Here is a 16352-nt window from a genome sequence, read left to right as displayed (position 1 = left end):
GGATCAGGTGATGGAGGTGACGCCTTGCGTCACCATTTCGAGGTGTGTGGCGTCCACCAAGGATGTCACGTTGGCTGCAGGTGCTGCCAGCGTGACGTCGGTCACCCCCGGCACATTCAGGATGGCCGTGATCAGCCTGTGACGGACAAGCGTGTCGCCCGGCTCAAGCGCCGCAAACACTCTGGCAATCGCCGCCTCCACCAGCGGCTCGACCACGGCGAGAGTTGCACCTGGCGCGAGCGCAAGCGCTGCTGTCACGGCAGTTATCACTTCCGTGGGAGCAATGACCAGAGCCCCGATGTTGGGCAGCATGCCTACCGGGCGCAAACTATCGATCTTCGTCTGCACGGCCGCCAGCAACACGATGTCAGGCATGCCAGTCGCCGGAAGCGGGATGATGTCCACGGTGCCGGCACCACGACGCGTGGGAAACACATGCACTCGGTCCACACCTGGAACGCTCAAGGCCCAGCGCTTATAGTCCACCTCATTCCCACCCTGGGCGATCTCACTGAGTTCAAGCAGCAGGCGCATCAGCAGCGACGCATCGTCCTCGACATCAGCGCCGCCCGTCATGGTCAAAATGGTCGCAGCGGCCGTAGCTCCATCAGGCGGGGAATCGACTGTGGCTGCTGTGTTGGCGCTCAAATTGCCGGCAGCGCCGGCTATAGCGGCCGCGCTTGCCAGATCTACCGTGCCCCCAACACCGACAGCACCGCTCGCGGTGGATACGACGACAACGCCCTGCGCTGTCGTGGCCTGTTGGCCTATCGGCATCAGGGTGCCCGCTGCGCCAAAGAAACGAACGGTACCGGTCGCGGCAACAGCAGGCCGTGGCGTTATCTTGCGTTGCCTGGCCATCTTCTGCATGTTGTCCGAGTCGGCGAGGTCGGGGTAGGCCTGGCGGAACACCCAAGCTTGGTGGGCGTAGACGCCTTCCGTGACGGCCGCATAGCCGCTGGCGCGCACAAAGTGATCACTGTCCGGGCCAATGGCGGCTTTGGGGTCCTGGTTGGCGACAGCCTGCAGGTAGCGGTCGCGGATCTGCTCAAAGACAGGTACAGAAAACGTAGACATTTATTCCTCTTTAAACGACCTTGACAGGCACTTCAAACGTGGACGCCACGCCCTGGGCATCGACCACTGCCACAGCGAGCAATAACCGGCCGTCTCCAGGGCGCACGGTGTGGACGTCGAGCGAGCGGATCCGGCCATCGGCCAGCATCGGCTGCAGGGCCACACGTGCAAACTGCTGAGCTAGGCGCTCAACGCGCGCCAGGTCTTTCTCCCTGGACAGCTCATGCAGGCGCGAGCCAAGGGACACATTGCCAAACCAGCTGCCCAGCGGCGTCATCAGGCGCAGGTAGATCGCATTGGCCAGACCATCTCCTGGCGCGCGCGTCAACTCGCCGACGCGGTTGGCATCTCTGACGTAGTCGCGGGTTGAAGGGTCAATCCATGCGTCCATCACATTGCCTGGTTGGGTTGGAGGGTTGTGACCTCGGTTTCGGGGTGATCGTGGAGGTTGTAGATATCTCGCATGCCTGCCATGCTCTTCGCGCCACCCTGATCTTTCACATCGACGGCAGCAACAACGCTCTGGTCCGTGGTGATGTTTTGGCCGGCATGGATCGCGCCCGTGACGTTAAGCAACGGTGTCTCCATCTCCACCTTCAGTGCCGCCACCACGCGGATAGACCTGTCCTTACGTAAATGAATCAGGTCACCCCACTGGTTATAGATGGCCGTCTCGCCCTGGTTGTCCAGCTTGAAGCGAAACGCCCCGTGTTCTGTGGCCACCACGACGGATGCGCTGGTGCGGCCGCCCAGCGGAATGATGATCAGTTGCGAGCCTGCAGGCGGTGCGGACGTGAAGCCGAACTGCTGCATCAGCTCCAAGCCTGGCAGCTCTTCGCCGGCCAAGCCCTCGGCCTCCACGCGCTGAATCCGCTGCGCCAGGTTGATGCCGTGCAGAAAGCCGCGCAACGCGCTACGCACACCGCTCAGCCCGCGCGTCACTTCCCTGCGGATCTGATCGATCATTTGGGCGCTCCCGTGGTCAGGTCCAGCACGCGGCCTGGCAGGCTGTTCTTGCCGCGACGGTGCTTGCGCTTGCTCGGGTGCGCGTCCAGTGTCCACACGCCGTCTTCTTTCAGCGTCAGGGTTGAGCGTTGGCCGGTGGCCTTGTCGCCGGCTAACCGCCGCGCCATCAGAAAGAAGGTGCCGTCGATGCCGTGGGGCTCGCTCTTGACATTGACCCGCTGGCCAGGCGTCCACAGCACTCCGCTTTCTGTACGGTGCCCGTTGATCGAAGCGATCAGGCTATAGCCCTTTAGCCGCGCATCGCTGATAATTTTTCGACCGCGCGCACGTGCGATGTCCTCATTGATGGCCTCGTGGTCCACCACAACCTTCGGCCGGTACACAGTCAAGCCATCGTCACGAACCACGGCTTTGATGTTGTGCCGACCGTCACGCTCGCCTGCACCGCTGCCGCCGGCATGCGCCTGGCCATACACGGTGACCTCGCTGTAGCGCTCCACGATGGACCGCCGCTCGGCGATGGTCAAGCCGTTGTTGCCTTTTCCGTCAGCGCGCAGCACCAGCGTGGCCACTGCCGGCAGGTCGTACCGGGGGCCGCCCACCACAAGGGTGCCGTCCGGCTCAAACCACGGCCAGAGGCCATTTGCCTCGGCAGCCCGGCGCAACGAGTCCCAGGCGGTGTCGCCTGGCTCGGTGTTGATCTTCTCGCGCAGCAGCTTGGTGTCGGCCTCGATGCGGATCCGCGTGACGCCCAGCGGCCGCACCAGCTTGGCCACCACGTCCTCCAGTGTTAAACCGCGGCCGGCCAGCACCGGGGCGGAACAGTCCAGCAGAATCCCAGCGCCGTCGCGGCCGCCAAGCGTGAGATCATGCTGCCCTTTGCCCACGCGCAGGTTGCGCTCGTCCAGGCGGCCGCTCAGCACCATGTCACGGTTGAGCCGCACTTCGACAGCCGCGCCCTCGACCACCTCGGGGGGCAGCACGATCTGAGCCTGCGCCAGCGTGACACGCCAGGCGTCGGCCGGCGTCATCAGGTCGCTGTCGATTTCATAGCTCTGCCAGTCCGTGTGGATCTGGCCGCCTATTTTCACTTCCACCACATCAGGCCGCATAAACACTCAGCGCGTCACCGCGCTCCACAAATACACGCCGGCCAAGGCGGTTCAGCTTGATGATTTCTGCCGCGCGGGAGGGGTCGCCATAGATCGCATGCGCAACCAGGCGCGCCGGGCCGCTTATCGGGCTTTCCTTGCGCACCAGGGGCGGGCGCTGGTTGATCACGGCCAACGCTGCTTCCTGCACCTGGTAGGCCACGTCCCGCAGCGCCGTGGCCACCAGGCCCCGGCCTTCGCCATCAAGAGCCGCCCGTGCCGCGTTCATGGCCTCCTGCAGCGCCTGGCGGGTCTGCCCGGCCAATGCCTCTACCTCGGCGCGCTCCAGGATGGGGTGCTCAAGCTCCCCTGCCAACACAATCGCGGCGCACTCGGCCAGGGCTGTCGCGCTGTGGGCCTGGGCATGCGCCTGCACAGCCGCAGCGTCTTCGAGCATGACCGCGTCAGGCACGGGCAGTGCTGGTGCCACGGCTATGGCGCTGGGCTGCAGCTGTAGTTGCGCGGTGTTGAAGTCAGCCAGGCCAGAGCCCAAGGCGACGGCCGCACCGCTGCTTGCGTCAAAGGACATGTTCCGGCCACCGAAGGGAAAACCCTGCAGGGCACGGTCCAGCACTGCCCGTAGATCTGCCACATAGGCGCGCGGGTACAGCAGCGGGTCAAGGTCGCTCAGGATCACGCGCAGGGCGGTGCCGTCCAGTAGCCTCGTGAGCTGGGTTTTAGCCTGGTCAAAAAGGTCTTTTAGAACGGTCAGGCGGGGGAAAGGGCTGCCGAAGGCGCTGTCCACCCGGCGCACGATGGCATCGTCGGCCGCAGCCCGCGCCGCATCCGCCTTGGCGATGATCGCGTCCGTCTTGGCGCTGGCGCTGTCGGCACTGAAAACGATATCGCGCACCGTGTGCTCGATAAAACTCATATTCACGATCACGCCGTCCACCAGATCGGCGTCGTGTTCATCGTCCCAGGCGTCGGCCATCACGGTCATGCTGCCGTGGATGGGATGGATCAACTCGCCGGCACCGGGCGCTTCCAGGGCCTTGACCAGCTCGTCCAGTTGGTCCTCGTAGCTGTCGCCGTAGATGACCGCCTTGAGCTTCACCGTGCGCGCGCGCAGGCCCGTGTCCTCAAGTTCCGCACCTGCCCGGTAGGCGAACTCATTGGCTACGATGGCGCGGCGGCCGCTGCGGCCGACATTCATCACTGGAAAGGTGACGCCGCGAAACTTCGCGTCGAGCAATGTGTCTTTCCAGGCCATCAGTTCCTCCTGATGAAGAGTTCGTTGTACGAGTTCACCTGCGCAGAGATTTCCCGGCCGTCCAGCACCACGCGGATCGGCCGCTGCGCCACGGCCTCAAGTCGCTGCATCGTGGCAGCAGCCTCGGCGCTACGCTTGCCATCAAACTCGGCCATGCGATCAAGCGCCTCCTGGGCATCCTTGCTGCCCAACGTGGCCATCACTGCAGCGGCCAGCTTGCCGATCTCGTCATGCACGCTGGTGCCTTCGATCCCCTTGCTGATCAGAGTGCCCGCGCCGTAGCCGGCCGCGCCCGCAATGCCGACGCCGGCCGCGCCTGCAGCGAGAGCGGCAGCGGATCCGGTGCCGGCAGCGCCCAAGGCGGTCATCGCTGCGCCACCCACCCCGGCAATGCCGGCGCCAGCGCCCTTGAGCAGGCCCAGCATGCTGCCGCCGCCCGCGACCAACTGGGCCACGCTGGCGGCCGCAGAAGCCGCCGCCAAGGCCATGATGGACAGCTTGGCGGCTTCCACCACGCTGGTAAAGGCGGGATACTCGCGATAGAAGGCAGTGGCCACTTCGGCCAGCTTGCCCAGCGCGCCGTTGGCGCTGTCCAGCGCCCGCGTCTGCGCGAACAGCTTTTCGTTTTCCTGTTGCCCTACCTTGAAGTCGGCCGTGCTGGATATGAGGCCGAAGTTGGTGTTGCCGAGCTGGCCATTGCCGCCCAACACACCCTTGGAGATTCCCTGGATGTAGTCACGCTTGTTCAGCTCGGCAACTACCGCCAATAGCGCTTCTCTGTCCTGCACGATTTTGCCAATGGCGGAGCCCTGCAAAATGTCGGCCTGGGCGTTGTACGTAGCTTTGCGCTCTTCGTTGGTGCCGGCCCCGACCGCCTTCTTTCGCAAGTCAACCATGCGGCTATCACGCCCGGCTATCTGGTCCACCAGGTTCACAAACGCGTCCAGGGAGTTGACGCCTTTGCCGCGCGCATCCGACAAGCTGCCGGCCAGGTCGATGCCCATCTTTTTCGCATCGTTGGCGGTGTCGCTGCTGTTGATCTTGAGCAGCAAGTTCAATAGCGCATTGCCGGCCTGATCCTTGGTTCCAGTGGTGGTTACAGTGCCTTGCGCCGACGCGAGAATACGGGCGTAGCCGTCCATGCCGCCGAGGCCGGACATGCTCCCGGCCGCCAGCAGCTTGGGCAGCCACTTGGCCATGTCCTTCAGCTCGAAGCCGCCGCGCTGGCCAGCGTCGAGCGCCATGTCCAGCATCTTGGGGATGTCTGCCTCTTTGAAGCCGCTTTGAAGCGCCCGAACCACGATGGTGGAGATCTCGGTCATGCTGGCGTTGCCGGCAGTGGCGTACTTTGCCACGGTCGGTAGCAGGCCCTTAGCCTGGTCGGCCGACACCGAACCGCTGGCCAGCATTTCATTCAGGGCGGCCAGCGCCTGGTCGCGGCTACCGCCACCAGCTCGAAGCGAGTTCGTCACCGTCGCATCCAGATCCGCCATGCCGGCGCGCCGGCCGGCAACGTCGCGGCTGGAAAAAGCGGTATTTGCCGCATCGGCCAGCTGCCTGTCGTAGCTACGGGCTTGCTGCATCGGTGCGGCCACCACGTACTTCGCAGCCTGGTAGGACGCAATGCCGGTCGTGACGCCGCGCATCATGTTGCCGGCACCGGCCCAGGCGGCTTTAAGGCGGTCGGCCATGCTGACGGCGTTCTGCGTGTTGCGCGCCAGATCAGCCACCTGCTTGGCAGCGCGGTCAGGGCCCTGCAGGCCCGCCAGCGCCCGCCCTGCCTGGTCGCTCTTCTGCGCTACGCCCGTCAACTCCTGCTCGACCTTCTTGAGATTCTTCTCAATCTCGTCCAGCGCTCGGCGCAATGGCCCAACCAGCTGATCATTCAGGCTGGTGGTCAGGGCGATGCGCAGATCTTGTGTCATTTACTGGGTTTCTTCTGCCGGGGCTTTTTCTTGCGCAAACTGACAAACGTGGTGGGTGTGGCCGCAGTGGGCTTTCCGCCGGCAGCCTGGAGGATCGACCGCACATCGACCAGGTCAATCCGGGCGGTTTCGTCCCAATTCAGGCCGGCGCGGCAGAGTGCGAGGCGGATGCGGATCCAGCCGGACTCACTGCGACGGCCAACCGCTTTTTTTCCAGCTCCTTGGCCGCCGCGTCGAGCAGGTTGTAGTCGCCGGGATGGAGCCCAGCCACCAGGTCAAAGTCGATCTGTTCGGGCTTGAGCGTGCCCAGGCTGACCAGCTGGCGCGCGAGGATCGCTGCGCCCAGTGCGACGCCGTTGTGCCCGCCTACTTCGTCCACAGCATCGATGTTGTCGCGCACGGTAGGCAGCCGCAGCTCAAACGTCTTGTGCGCCACGCCGCCCACCACGGCACCGGTAAGCAGGGTGCCTTTCTCGGTCAAGCTCATTCCTCAACCTTGCGGATGGCAATGAGGCTCACGTCGATCTTGGCCTCGTTCTCGGTGTCGTACTGCTCACCTACCTGGATAGTGAAGCAGTCCAGGTAGCTGATGCGCTTGCCGCCACCCAGCGGTTCGATGGTGAGCTTTGCACCCTCAATTTCTGCCCAGTTGATTGGCGTGCCGCCTTTCGGGATCACGGCCGTGGCCTTGATCTCGAACTGCCCGAGGCCACGGGTAAAACCCTTGATGCGCCCCGTGCGGTTCATCGTCTTGACCGGCTTGCGGCCGGTCATGTCGGTGACGCTGTAGCTGGCGATCTCCACTTCGCGGCTGTCCACGTCCAGCGTGGCCAAGCCCACGTATTCAGTCAGTGCCATGTTTCAGTCTTTCTTCAAAGGGGGTTTAAATCACAGCAGCAGGTCAAGGCGGCCGGCGAATACGTGCAGACCATTGACCACATCGGTCGGGATCCGGGCATTGAGGCGGTTCGGATCCTGGGAATCGCGCTCCACGATCAAGCCGGCCAGGTTGGCCGTGACTTCTTCCACGATCTCCAGTTCCTCGGCCTTGAGCAGCACGTCCAGCAGTTCGCTGCGCACACGTGCCGGGGTGCGGGAGCTCAGCTTGTCGCGGGGGAAGCGCAGCTCGATGCGCTGGCGGCATGCCTTGGCGATGTAGTCCATCGTGCGAATCGTGGTCAGGTCGAGCCAGCTGATATCAGCCACACCGCCCGGGTTGACCGTGTACGTGGTGATTGCGCGCACGATCTGCACGCGCTCGCCCGGGCCGACCTCCATTGGCGTGACGCCGTTGTTGAGGCAGCTTTCCTGCTCGGTGCGCGTGAGCCGGCTGGCAATCGGCGGTGGCTGCACGCCTACCAGCTCCAGGGTGTTCAGCGGCCGCGCGGGATCTTCCTCGAAGGAGATCACAGCTGCATACGCTGCAGCCACTTCCTCGCCAGGCGTGCCGGAATCGGGCACCAGGCCGCAGGTCATGCGCTCGGAGTTGAGCGTGGCGGCCAAGGTCGTGGCAGCCGACAAGGTGCCGGTGCTGGCCCATACGCCAATTGCGCGTCGCTGCTCCATCGGGCCGCTCACGAACTGCAGGTGGGTGCGCAGCAACGTCAGCGGGGCGGTGGCGTTGTAGGGCACTACCAGGATCTCGTGGCCGCCCTGCTGGGCCGCCGCCAGGGGCACTGCCAGGTCAGGATCGTTCAGGCCGCCAGTGAAGGCGGTAGCCACGGCCGTAACGCCCGTGGCATCTGCACGAGTTGACAGCTTCACCGCATTGGCCACGGTGCCTTTGTTCCGGGAGGTGAAAGTCACCACGCCCAGGGCAGCCGCGGCCGTGACGCCCAGGTCGATCTTGGCGTTGACACCTGCAGCCGCCGCCGCGGCAATGATGGTCGCCGTGTCGGCTGCGGCGACAGGCGTCACGATCTCCACGCCCTCAACATTCACCGTCACGCTTCCTGCACCGGCAGCTGGCCCGGTAAAGGTCACAGTTGCCGTAGCGGCCACCCCGGTGCCGCTGTCGGCCATTGGCAGCACAAACAGCTGCGTGTATGGATTCGCCTTGATCGTGGCCTTGACCATGCGATGCGCCTGGCTGCCGCGTCCGAACAGCCCGGCGGCCGTTTCGCCGTCAAAGATCTGCAGGATGTTGTTGGCCAGGCCGATGGTGGTCGTCGTGATCTGCGCGGCGATCAGGACGCGCTGCAGGTTGCTGGGCAGCGTGCGCACTGCGAGCCGGGCGTTGAACTCGAAGTACTTGCCGGGCTTGCGGATGCTGCTCGGTATGCTGTCAAAGCTGATGTTGGGGCTTGCCATGTCGGGGTGTCCTCAGTGAAGCCAGTGGCTGGTGTGATATCCGGGTGGTCTGTAAAACGTTTGCTGAAACGAGGTGTCTGCCTGGTTGTAGGCGGGCGCTATTTCTTGCGCGAACTCACCTCGGTGGGTGTAGGGACCACCGGCTCGGCGGCAACCTCCACCAGCTCGCCGGCCGACATGCGCCGGATGTAATAGCCGGTCATGTCGATCTCGACAGGCTCGGCGTCGGTGATGTACTTGCGCGGGTTGTCCTCGCGCGGCACGTTCAGTCCAGGGGCAGCTTTCACTAGCATTTGCAGTTCCTTCAGGTTGTTCTTGTCGTCAGGGTGTCGGACGAATCGACGGTTTCATCACCTGGCTTGAGCAGGTAGTTCAGGCCCACGGTGACTAAGGTGCCGCCAGGCGTCATCTCGGGATCCGGATAGATTTCCATCCATTGCGTCCGGAACTCCTGGGAGTACACGGCGATGGCGTCGCGGTTCACCATGCTTTTCATCACCGGGCGAATCGCTCCAGGCGTGAGCGGCTGGATCTCCAGTCCCAAGGTCTGATTGACCAGGGCCAGCTTGTTGTCTTCAACGATCTGGTAGACGCCGACGCTGTCGCCGGCTGTGCCAGGCTTGAGCCGCCGGTCGTTTTCGTCCAGGGCGCGCTGGGCGCTTAGTACCTCAAACGTGCCGCTCACCAGGAAGCTGCGCGCCCCGGTGCGTTTGACGTCCTGGGCCTGGCCAAAGGTCACCCACACGGCCGGCACAGTGCGCACCCAGGCGAACAGTTCGTCGTCCAGTTGGGCCGCATAGCTTTCCACGCAGAGGCCCGTGTAGGGGCGCTGCACGGCCCGCAGTTGCTCCACGATGGCCAGTTCGATCTGAGTAACCGGGCTCACAGCACACCGCTTAGGTCGGGGTAGGTCTTCGCGCCGGTGCGAACAGCAACGCTGCCGCCCACAGGCGTAGGGCCACCAACGCCGACCAGCGCCAGGTCGCCCAGGTTGATCTCGCCGCGCGAGATCTGCTCCAGGAGCTTCACCGCATCCTTGAAGCGGTTGCGGATGGGCTCGGTCTCCATCACCTCGGTGCCGGTGTTGCGGTACCGGGCGATATCAATCACCAGGCGCTTGACGGTAGGCGGTATTGCTGCCGGCTGACCACCGCTGGTAATCAGCGGCAAGGCGTAGCGTCGCCCTACGTAGGAATTGACCTCGTCCTCGGCCAGCGCCAGGGCGTCGGCCAGCACCACCAGGTCCGGCGCACCGGTTTTCTGGCGGTCACTGATGGCCGTTGCCTCGCGCGTGCCGAGCCGGTCAATCAATTCCTCGGGGGTGACGTAGGGCATATCAACCTGGTCAGATGCCGCGAACGACGCGGATGAACTGGCCAGCCGCAGATGCAGCGTCCATTGCGCGGCCGCAATCCACGCCGGCCGCAAGCGTGATCGCCCGGCCGGAAACGTCGGTCTCGACGTTGGCATCGGCGGCTACAGCTGCGCCTGCTTCCACCAGGAAGATGCCCAGTACGCCGACGCCGGCCTGTTCGCCGGCGTCGTAGCCGGCGTTTGCGACGCCCAGCACCTTCGCGCCGGCCGCCGGCACAGCGCCGACCGTGGTGACAAAGCGGCGTGCCGTCAGCGCGGCCGTCGCGGGAATGCTGGTGGTAAGGATCGGTTGTTCAGTTTTCATGCGTCAGTCCTGGTCAGGTGGGTTTCTTTTCTTCCTTGGCGGGCTTGGCCGGCGTGACCTTCGCGCCCAGGCGCTTGGCGTCCTTGTCGGTCAGCTCGATGGGGTCGCCTTCTTCGTAGCGTTCGCCGTCGTGCAGGATGGGAGTGTTGGCGGTGTATTTCATGGCGGGCGATCCTTATCAGAGGTTGGTGTCGGTGATCAGGTAGCCGGCTTCGGCCGCCACCATGTACGGGCGGAAGTTGTCCGTGGCGCGAACCACTTCGATCTTTCCGTCTTCGGTGCGCACGTCCACCAGCGGATTGCCCTTGCGGCGCGGCGTGTAGCCGTAGCTCGGCTCCATCAGGTTGCGCTCGACGCTGCTCTGATGGGTGGGCACGTAGGCCAGCACGATGCTGTCGCTCCAGATGTCGCCGAACACATCCGCGTCGGACGAATAGACCGCCTCGCCGACGTAGATGTTCTCGATCTCGAACAGCTCGCGCAGCTGCGCCAGGCGGATCGCGCCCATCTGCGTGTACTTGATCTTGTCGAGCAGCGCAGGGTGGAATTTCAGCGGCTTGAGAGCCGACGCGCCGATGATCATGGTGTTGGGACGCTTGCCGATCTTGGCGCGCACCGCCTCCTTGCCGTCCTCAATCACGTTCACCGGGTCCGAGGAAGCATGGGTGAACTGGCTGGTGCCCGACAACGCAATCTTGTTGCTGGCCGCGTAGTTGGCCGGGTTCTGTGCCAGGTCAGCGATCATCTTCTCGCGGCGCAGGGCGATGCCGCCGGTGCTGACATTGGTAGCGTGCGCCTGCAGGGGAAACGCGGCTTCGGCATCTTCCCGGTAGTCGATTGGGTATTCCAGGTCGTGCTCGTCGGTGTTCAGGTCCACCAGCGTGATGCCTTCGGGATTGATCCGGTTGCTCTTCGCACGCAGGGCGCGCTCGGTGCTGTAGATCTTGAAGGCTTCCTTGCCGAACTTCGGCAGCTTGTTGGCCTCCTTGTCAACCGGCACAAAGGGCATGAGGTGCTGGCCGACGTATTCGGCATTGCTGTAGCCGAGTGCGAGGTTGGTCAATACCGGATCGACCATGCGGATGTTGGAAAGACGTCCCATTTAGAAAATACTCCTTGCGGTTTGGGTTAATTGGTCAACTGGCTGGCGGCGGTGGCGTAGTCCACCTTGTGCTCGGCCATGTGCGCCTTGATGCGCTTGTCCAGGTCAGCCCGCACGGGATCGACCTGTATGCCGGCATAGCCGGGCTGCTCTGCGAAGCTCACGACGCCGCCTGTAGCTGCGCCAGCGCCCTTGGCCTTGGTGGCCACTTCGCCCAGCTCCACCATCGGCGACAGGGCCTTGAGTTGCTCCTGGAGTGCGACGGCCAGCGGGCTGGCCTTGTCACCTTCGCCAAAGCTGACGACGCCTGCCTCGCCCGATGGCGTCTGCAGGTGGTCAAGCGTGGCGACCAGGACATCCTTGGCACCGGACGGCCAGCGGGCCTCGGCGATCAGGGTGTCGGCGAAGCTGACGTGCGCCGCGTGGCGGCCGTCGGCCGCGCGTTTGCGGTCGGCCTCCTGCAGGCTGCTGATCGTGCCCTGGGCCTCGGTCAGCTCTTTCTTCAGTTGTTCAGGGGTTTTGTCCATTGACGGCGGTTCCTTGTGGTTGAAAAGCGGGTTGGAAGGGTCTGCAAAGCTGGTGATTTGCGGGGTGGCCTGCGTTGGGGAATCAGACGCGCGCTGGCTGATCTCGCGCAGGCCCTCGACTTCCCAGTCGGGCAAGATGCGGTCGGCCGTCTCCAGGCCTTCCTTGTCGATGAACCATTCGCGCAGCTTGCGAAGCATGCTGGCCACGTAGCTGCCGGCGTAACCAGGCAGCTCGCCAAACGTGACGACGCCCTGCTCGGATTCGGCAAAGCTCACGGCCTGGGCGTTCAAGCCCTTGAGCGCCGGAGCCGTAGCACCGAGAAAGCCCACATGGCGCAAATACCACTTGCCAGGCGTCGGGTTGTTGGGGGAGTCCGGCATGTAGAACGATGCCGACGGATGCTTGTAGTGCCCCTTGCGGCGCAGTTCGTTGAAGTCGGGATCCACCTGGCGCTCGTCGGCGACCAAGCCACCCTCGCCAAAGCTCAGGCTACCGACCCACCCATAGGCAGGATCTGCCAGTTTTGGGTGTCCGATCACGATGGGCGCTTCGTGCAGCTTGGGGTCGTAGGTGGAAGCCACCTCTTCCAGAATCGACGACGTGAAATCGACGACGATCCCTTCCATGCTGACTGCACGGCCGGGTTTCGAGATGTGAAGTGATGCCATGCCCGCAACTGTCGGGCTTGAGGCGGCTCATGCGCAGAGTGACGGCAGTCACTTAAATGCGCGACTTTGAGCGGAAGGGCTCAGCGGCTTTGCAGTCCGTTGCGGGCCAGCGCTTTGGCGTAATGCAGCCGGCCAACCGCGATGATTTCACGCAGATCACCGGGCGTCAATCGCAGGAATTCACGCGCCGGTATGTTGCTGCCCGGATGCTTGACTGACCTTACCACGATGCCACCGAACGACAACGCGCGGCCGTTTTTGGCCTTGATCACATGCGGCTTGGTTTTACCGCCGAAGTTCTGGATTGCGGCGTAGACCTTGTTCGAGCCCACCACGGCGCGGTTGCTGTCGAAGAGCTGGACGATGGACGCCGCCAGCCCGCCGGCCGAGCGCTGCAGGATCTTGCCTGGCCAGGTGCCCTGCTTGTACCGGCTGAGCTTTGTGCCTGGATGCAGGTCTTTCCACTTTGGCCGCCCCTCCTGCTCGAAGTTGTCCTCGACGGCGCGGAACATCACGCCAGCGACTGACCGCATGAGCGGCCGCTTGTCGCCCATCTGGCCGGCAGCCTGACGCAGGGCGTTCAAAACGGGTTTGTATTCGATGCGAGACTGAATCACGGTTTTGTCCTATCATTGGCGGGCCAGTGTCGGAATCCTTCCGAGGCAGCACCGCCAGGTGCGAGCTCTAGCGGGGCTGGATACCCCTACTGGCCCCGTTTAATTGCGCTGCAGCCGCTCCCTGATCTCGCGCTGCGCCTTCTCCCTGGTGGTTTTGAACAGGCTCAGCACATACAGCTCGTGCCCCTGCTTCGTGGCTTTCAAGGCCAGCCGCCACACCACACCGTCCTCAAACAAGAACACAAGGCGATTGGCGCCCTGCAGGTGCGCGTCGCCCTGGTCAACGATGTCCGGGATCCGGCGATAGTCGTCCAGACCGATCTCCGGATGGTTCTGCAGCTGCTTGGTCACCGTCTGGCTACTCAGGTATGCAACAGAGGTGTCGGCCTGCAGCCGCGCCTGGTCGGCCGGCCGTAACACGGCCACCGGGAACACGCCTTCGGACTGTGCAGCTACGAAGCGCTGGAAAGAAGGTCCCTGCATCACCGTGTCCACATACCGGCGCGACAGCTGTGTGTCCAGCGGCTCCAGGCGTGGCTGGTAGGCGTTGATGCCTGGGTTGTTGCTGAAGCCGGCGTCCGGCTGAAACTTGCCACCAGGCAGCGAGCGGTCCACATATCGCGTCACGTCAGCGGTCCCGCCACTCTTCAGCGGCACCTGCACCTGGCGTAGCTTGCCCTCGGTGCTGCTCAGCGGGATTTTGCGGCGGTCGATGTCCGATTTGCTGAAGTTGCGCACGCGGCACCGGCAGTTAAAACCGTTGGGTGGATAGAACGCGCCCCAGCCGGCGTCGTCATAGCGGAACACCTTGCCGTTGAGCGCACGGTGCGCCGGCCGCGTCTTGCCGTCCAGGATGGCCACGTATTGCCAATATGGCCGCTCTTCGGCCTGCTCGATCATTTGCGCATAGCGACCGGCCATGTAGGCGCTCTGCATGTTCGTCTGATAAATTGTCTTCAAGCGGTACGGCGTCAGGCCCTTGGCGATCACGCCATCGGTATCGACACGCCCAGCCGCCTGCAGCTGCGCCGTGGTGCCCTCGCGCCGCCACCAGCCTTTGCGCTGCAGCTCCGGAATCAGTCCGTCCTTCCACTGCTGCAGCGTTTGGCCGTCCTGCTGTGACTTGATCAACGAATTTTGAATGTCCTGCAGCACGTCCAGCTTGGCCACGTTGGCCACGGTAAAGCCACGGGCATGCTGACCGTCGAGCCATTCCGTCCAGTTGCCTGTCACCTGCGCGCCTTTCGCCTGCAGGAAGCGGATGGCGTCCTCGGGCGGCAGGGTGATGGAGCGACCGATATCGGCCGAGCTGATCGTCATGTCTGCGCTGCGGCGGCGTGGGCCAAGCCTTTGCTATACCAATGGAAACCATGCGAATCAACCTCGCCCTGGCAATGCGAACACATATAGCGCCGCACGAAGCCATGCTGCATCTGTGTTGGGGTAAAGGCATGCTGTTGACAGCTATCAAGCAACGCCTGGTTGCGTTTTACCTGCGCCAATATGGCGTGCGCGTCAATGCTCACGCCGCCTCCTGCGCCGCGCCGTCACGGCCGACCAGGTCAGCGACAAAGTAGGCACGCGTCATCAGTTCCTCCAGGTCGCTGGCATCCATGTCCGGCCAGGCGTCCACCAGGGCCTCGCGCACCTCGTCGGGTGTAGAGGCCATTTCAATGGCCTTTAAAGCCGGCGCCAGGAGCTTTTTCATGGCCGCCTGGATAGCATCCGCCGGCAGCTGCTCGATGGCGGCGTCCAGGGCCAGCTGGTCGGCCGGCACATCGTCGGTGTTGGGATCGGCGAAGTTGACGGTGTCGTCCGGGTTGGACGGATCCGCAGTGCCGGCAGCCTCGGGCATCAGGTCGCCGTCTTCGAGGTTGTATGTTCGCTTCCAGTAGTGATTGGTGAATCGCACACCGGCGTTCTTGAGCTTCTGGTCGCGGCCGGCCTGTACCTCGTCCACCTCTTCCTGTTCCCAAAAGCCATACACCGGCGGGGGTGTGCCTGGGAAGTTCACCTCGGTGACGTCACGAGCAATCGCATTGAGGCCCGCAGCAACCATCTGAGCGTCGGCATCCCGCAGCGATGCCTCGACGCCCTTGGCGGCCGTGGCGCTTGCCTTGTTGCTCTGCATCTCCACGCTCTGGTTGTTACCGAGCAGCGCGACGGAGATCTCCGAGCGGCAGAACATCAGGAGCTTCTCGTACATGTCCGCGCTGGTAGTGCCGCCAGTCGTCAGCAGCTCCACGCTCGAATCGTCAGGCACCACGGCAACCGCGTCACGCACCATCGCCTCCAACTTGTCGGCCAGATGATCGACCTCAGTCTGCCCGGCCTGGCGTGGCAGCTTGCCCACTGCCCAGGGCATGCCGTACTTCTCGGTGAAGGTGACCCAGAACTTCATGCCGCTGCGCTTGAACGTCACCGCCCAAAACACCGCAGCGAGGTCGGGCTCGCCGTATGGGTTTTCCCAGTTGCGCATCTTGCCGACCACCACGAACTTGCGGTCGGGCACATCGACGCCCTGGAACGAATTCCAGGGACGGAACATCAGCCGTGCGTCTTCGGGGTCAAAGCCAAACCACTCGCAGGGCTTTGCGATCACGTCACGCAACGCCATCAGGCCGTGACGTGGCTCCCACATCAACTCGCCGACCCGGTAGCCAAAGAATGCGCCGTCGATCAGGTCGCGGACGATGCGCTGCAGGTCCAGACCGGCAAAGACGGCCTCGACCGCTTTCATCACGCGAACGGGCGTGCGCCTGGACAAGGTGGCATCAAAGCCACGCTCCATCGACAGCACAGCGGCCGCGCGGCGACCGCGTGCGCCCATCACCAGCGGATCAGCCAGGAGGTTGCGGTAGACCTTGATGTCCTTGCCCATTGCCTTCAAAACCGGGTCCGGGTTGGGCAGCAGGCCCATAAAACTGCTGATGTCGCCGGCTGCCAGGCGCGTCGCGATCTGGCCGGTCAAGCCGCCAGCCGCCGTTTTGCTTTGTTGCTCAAAAGATACAAATTCGGTGGGGGAAACCCACAGTCCACGGGTCATGGCGTTTTCCTAGAGGTGTCTTGGGGTCGCAAATACGGTTTGCAGCCATTTAAAAGGGGGACGAAAGGCCC

General features: G+C 63.8%; 20 protein-coding genes. All 20 read right to left on the bottom strand.

The genetic code is table 11. The annotated features are described in order from the left end of the window. Positions 1-3: 3 nt before the first annotated feature. The gene (locus tag B7X65_RS15470; protein WP_293595192.1) at positions 4-1077 is read right to left on the bottom strand and encodes a baseplate J/gp47 family protein; all 1074 of its coding nucleotides are present in this window, start codon (positions 1075-1077) and stop codon (positions 4-6) included. A gap of 10 nt (positions 1078-1087) precedes the next feature. Next, positions 1088-1468 carry a phage GP46 family protein gene (locus tag B7X65_RS15465; protein ID WP_293595191.1) on the bottom strand — a complete coding sequence of 127 codons (381 nt, stop codon included), beginning with the start codon at positions 1466-1468 and terminating at the stop codon, positions 1088-1090. Further along, positions 1468-2043, bottom strand: coding sequence for a phage baseplate assembly protein V (locus B7X65_RS15460; protein ID WP_293595190.1), 576 nt, complete (start codon positions 2041-2043; stop codon positions 1468-1470). The genes B7X65_RS15465 and B7X65_RS15460 overlap by 1 nt, the downstream gene beginning before the upstream one ends. Next, the gene (locus tag B7X65_RS15455) at positions 2040-3143 is read right to left on the bottom strand and encodes a phage baseplate assembly protein (RefSeq protein ID WP_293595189.1); all 1104 of its coding nucleotides are present in this window, start codon (positions 3141-3143) and stop codon (positions 2040-2042) included. The genes B7X65_RS15460 and B7X65_RS15455 overlap by 4 nt, the downstream gene beginning before the upstream one ends. Position 3144: 1 nt before the next feature. Further along, the gene (locus B7X65_RS15450) at positions 3145-4407 is read right to left on the bottom strand and encodes a DNA circularization N-terminal domain-containing protein (RefSeq protein ID WP_293595188.1); all 1263 of its coding nucleotides are present in this window, start codon (positions 4405-4407) and stop codon (positions 3145-3147) included. Then, positions 4407-6332: a phage tail tape measure protein gene (locus B7X65_RS15445; RefSeq protein ID WP_293595187.1), complete on the bottom strand. Its 1926-nt coding sequence runs from the start codon at positions 6330-6332 to the stop codon at positions 4407-4409. Before B7X65_RS15445 ends, B7X65_RS15450 begins: the two co-directional genes overlap by 1 nt. Positions 6333-6471: 139 nt before the next feature. Further along, the gene (locus tag B7X65_RS15440; RefSeq protein WP_293595186.1) at positions 6472-6813 is read right to left on the bottom strand and encodes a phage tail assembly protein; all 342 of its coding nucleotides are present in this window, start codon (positions 6811-6813) and stop codon (positions 6472-6474) included. Positions 6814-6815: 2 nt separating this feature from the next. Beyond that, complete coding sequence (locus B7X65_RS15435; protein WP_293595185.1) at positions 6816-7190, bottom strand: phage tail protein; 375 nt, start codon at positions 7188-7190, stop codon at positions 6816-6818. Between the two features lie 30 nt (positions 7191-7220). Next, positions 7221-8642 carry a phage tail sheath subtilisin-like domain-containing protein gene (locus tag B7X65_RS15430; RefSeq protein ID WP_293595184.1) on the bottom strand — a complete coding sequence of 474 codons (1422 nt, stop codon included), beginning with the start codon at positions 8640-8642 and terminating at the stop codon, positions 7221-7223. A 98-nt stretch (positions 8643-8740) separates the two neighbouring features. After that, positions 8741-8935: a DUF2635 domain-containing protein gene (locus B7X65_RS15425; RefSeq protein WP_293595183.1), complete on the bottom strand. Its 195-nt coding sequence runs from the start codon at positions 8933-8935 to the stop codon at positions 8741-8743. A gap of 11 nt (positions 8936-8946) precedes the next feature. Continuing rightward, positions 8947-9528, bottom strand: coding sequence for a phage protein Gp37 (locus tag B7X65_RS15420; RefSeq protein WP_293595182.1), 582 nt, complete (start codon positions 9526-9528; stop codon positions 8947-8949). Next, complete coding sequence (locus tag B7X65_RS15415) at positions 9525-9977, bottom strand: DUF1320 domain-containing protein (protein ID WP_293595181.1); 453 nt, start codon at positions 9975-9977, stop codon at positions 9525-9527. Before B7X65_RS15415 ends, B7X65_RS15420 begins: the two co-directional genes overlap by 4 nt. Positions 9978-9987: 10 nt before the next feature. Continuing rightward, positions 9988-10320, bottom strand: coding sequence for a capsid cement protein (locus B7X65_RS15410; RefSeq protein WP_293595180.1), 333 nt, complete (start codon positions 10318-10320; stop codon positions 9988-9990). A gap of 13 nt (positions 10321-10333) precedes the next feature. Next, positions 10334-10483 (bottom strand): hypothetical protein, encoded by a 150-nt coding sequence (locus B7X65_RS15405; RefSeq protein ID WP_293595179.1) that lies wholly within the window; start codon positions 10481-10483, stop codon positions 10334-10336. 15 nt (positions 10484-10498) lie between these two features. Further along, entirely contained in the window at positions 10499-11422 is a 924-nt protein-coding gene (locus B7X65_RS15400; RefSeq protein ID WP_293595178.1) for a hypothetical protein, read from the bottom strand. Between the two features lie 26 nt (positions 11423-11448). Continuing rightward, on the bottom strand, positions 11449-12618 hold the full coding sequence (locus tag B7X65_RS15395) for a peptidase (protein WP_293595177.1): 1170 nt from the start codon (positions 12616-12618) through the stop codon (positions 11449-11451). An 80-nt stretch (positions 12619-12698) separates the two neighbouring features. Beyond that, entirely contained in the window at positions 12699-13235 is a 537-nt protein-coding gene (locus tag B7X65_RS15390; protein WP_293595176.1) for a phage virion morphogenesis protein, read from the bottom strand. A 99-nt stretch (positions 13236-13334) separates the two neighbouring features. Beyond that, positions 13335-14555, bottom strand: a complete 1221-nt coding sequence (locus B7X65_RS15385; protein WP_293595175.1) for a phage minor head protein — start codon at positions 14553-14555, stop codon at positions 13335-13337. Beyond that, complete coding sequence (locus B7X65_RS15380; protein WP_293595174.1) at positions 14552-14761, bottom strand: hypothetical protein; 210 nt, start codon at positions 14759-14761, stop codon at positions 14552-14554. Before B7X65_RS15380 ends, B7X65_RS15385 begins: the two co-directional genes overlap by 4 nt. Next, positions 14758-16281 (bottom strand): DUF935 family protein, encoded by a 1524-nt coding sequence (locus B7X65_RS15375; RefSeq protein WP_293595173.1) that lies wholly within the window; start codon positions 16279-16281, stop codon positions 14758-14760. Before B7X65_RS15375 ends, B7X65_RS15380 begins: the two co-directional genes overlap by 4 nt. Positions 16282-16352: the final 71 nt, after the last annotated feature.

The sequence above is a fragment of the Polaromonas sp. 39-63-25 genome (genome assembly GCF_002278925.1).
Taxonomy (GTDB): Bacteria; Pseudomonadota; Gammaproteobacteria; order Burkholderiales; family Burkholderiaceae_C; genus Polaromonas.
This window is presented reverse-complemented; position numbering and strand designations above follow the sequence as displayed.

Coding starts and splice junctions, on each gene's coding strand:
- B7X65_RS15470 (WP_293595192.1), bottom strand. CDS start 1,077: ATGTCTACGTTTTCTGTACCTGTCTTTGAGCAGATCCGCGACCGCTAC.
- B7X65_RS15465 (WP_293595191.1), bottom strand. CDS start 1,468: ATGGACGCATGGATTGACCCTTCAACCCGCGACTACGTCAGAGATGCC.
- B7X65_RS15460 (WP_293595190.1), bottom strand. CDS start 2,043: ATGATCGATCAGATCCGCAGGGAAGTGACGCGCGGGCTGAGCGGTGTG.
- B7X65_RS15450 (WP_293595188.1), bottom strand. CDS start 4,407: ATGGCCTGGAAAGACACATTGCTCGACGCGAAGTTTCGCGGCGTCACC.
- B7X65_RS15445 (WP_293595187.1), bottom strand. CDS start 6,332: ATGACACAAGATCTGCGCATCGCCCTGACCACCAGCCTGAATGATCAG.
- B7X65_RS15435 (WP_293595185.1), bottom strand. CDS start 7,190: ATGGCACTGACTGAATACGTGGGCTTGGCCACGCTGGACGTGGACAGC.
- B7X65_RS15430 (WP_293595184.1), bottom strand. CDS start 8,642: ATGGCAAGCCCCAACATCAGCTTTGACAGCATACCGAGCAGCATCCGC.
- B7X65_RS15425 (WP_293595183.1), bottom strand. CDS start 8,935: ATGCTAGTGAAAGCTGCCCCTGGACTGAACGTGCCGCGCGAGGACAAC.
- B7X65_RS15415 (WP_293595181.1), bottom strand. CDS start 9,977: ATGCCCTACGTCACCCCCGAGGAATTGATTGACCGGCTCGGCACGCGC.
- B7X65_RS15410 (WP_293595180.1), bottom strand. CDS start 10,320: ATGAAAACTGAACAACCGATCCTTACCACCAGCATTCCCGCGACGGCC.
- B7X65_RS15405 (WP_293595179.1), bottom strand. CDS start 10,483: ATGAAATACACCGCCAACACTCCCATCCTGCACGACGGCGAACGCTAC.
- B7X65_RS15400 (WP_293595178.1), bottom strand. CDS start 11,422: ATGGGACGTCTTTCCAACATCCGCATGGTCGATCCGGTATTGACCAAC.
- B7X65_RS15395 (WP_293595177.1), bottom strand. CDS start 12,618: ATGGCATCACTTCACATCTCGAAACCCGGCCGTGCAGTCAGCATGGAA.
- B7X65_RS15385 (WP_293595175.1), bottom strand. CDS start 14,555: ATGACGATCAGCTCGGCCGATATCGGTCGCTCCATCACCCTGCCGCCC.
- B7X65_RS15375 (WP_293595173.1), bottom strand. CDS start 16,281: ATGACCCGTGGACTGTGGGTTTCCCCCACCGAATTTGTATCTTTTGAG.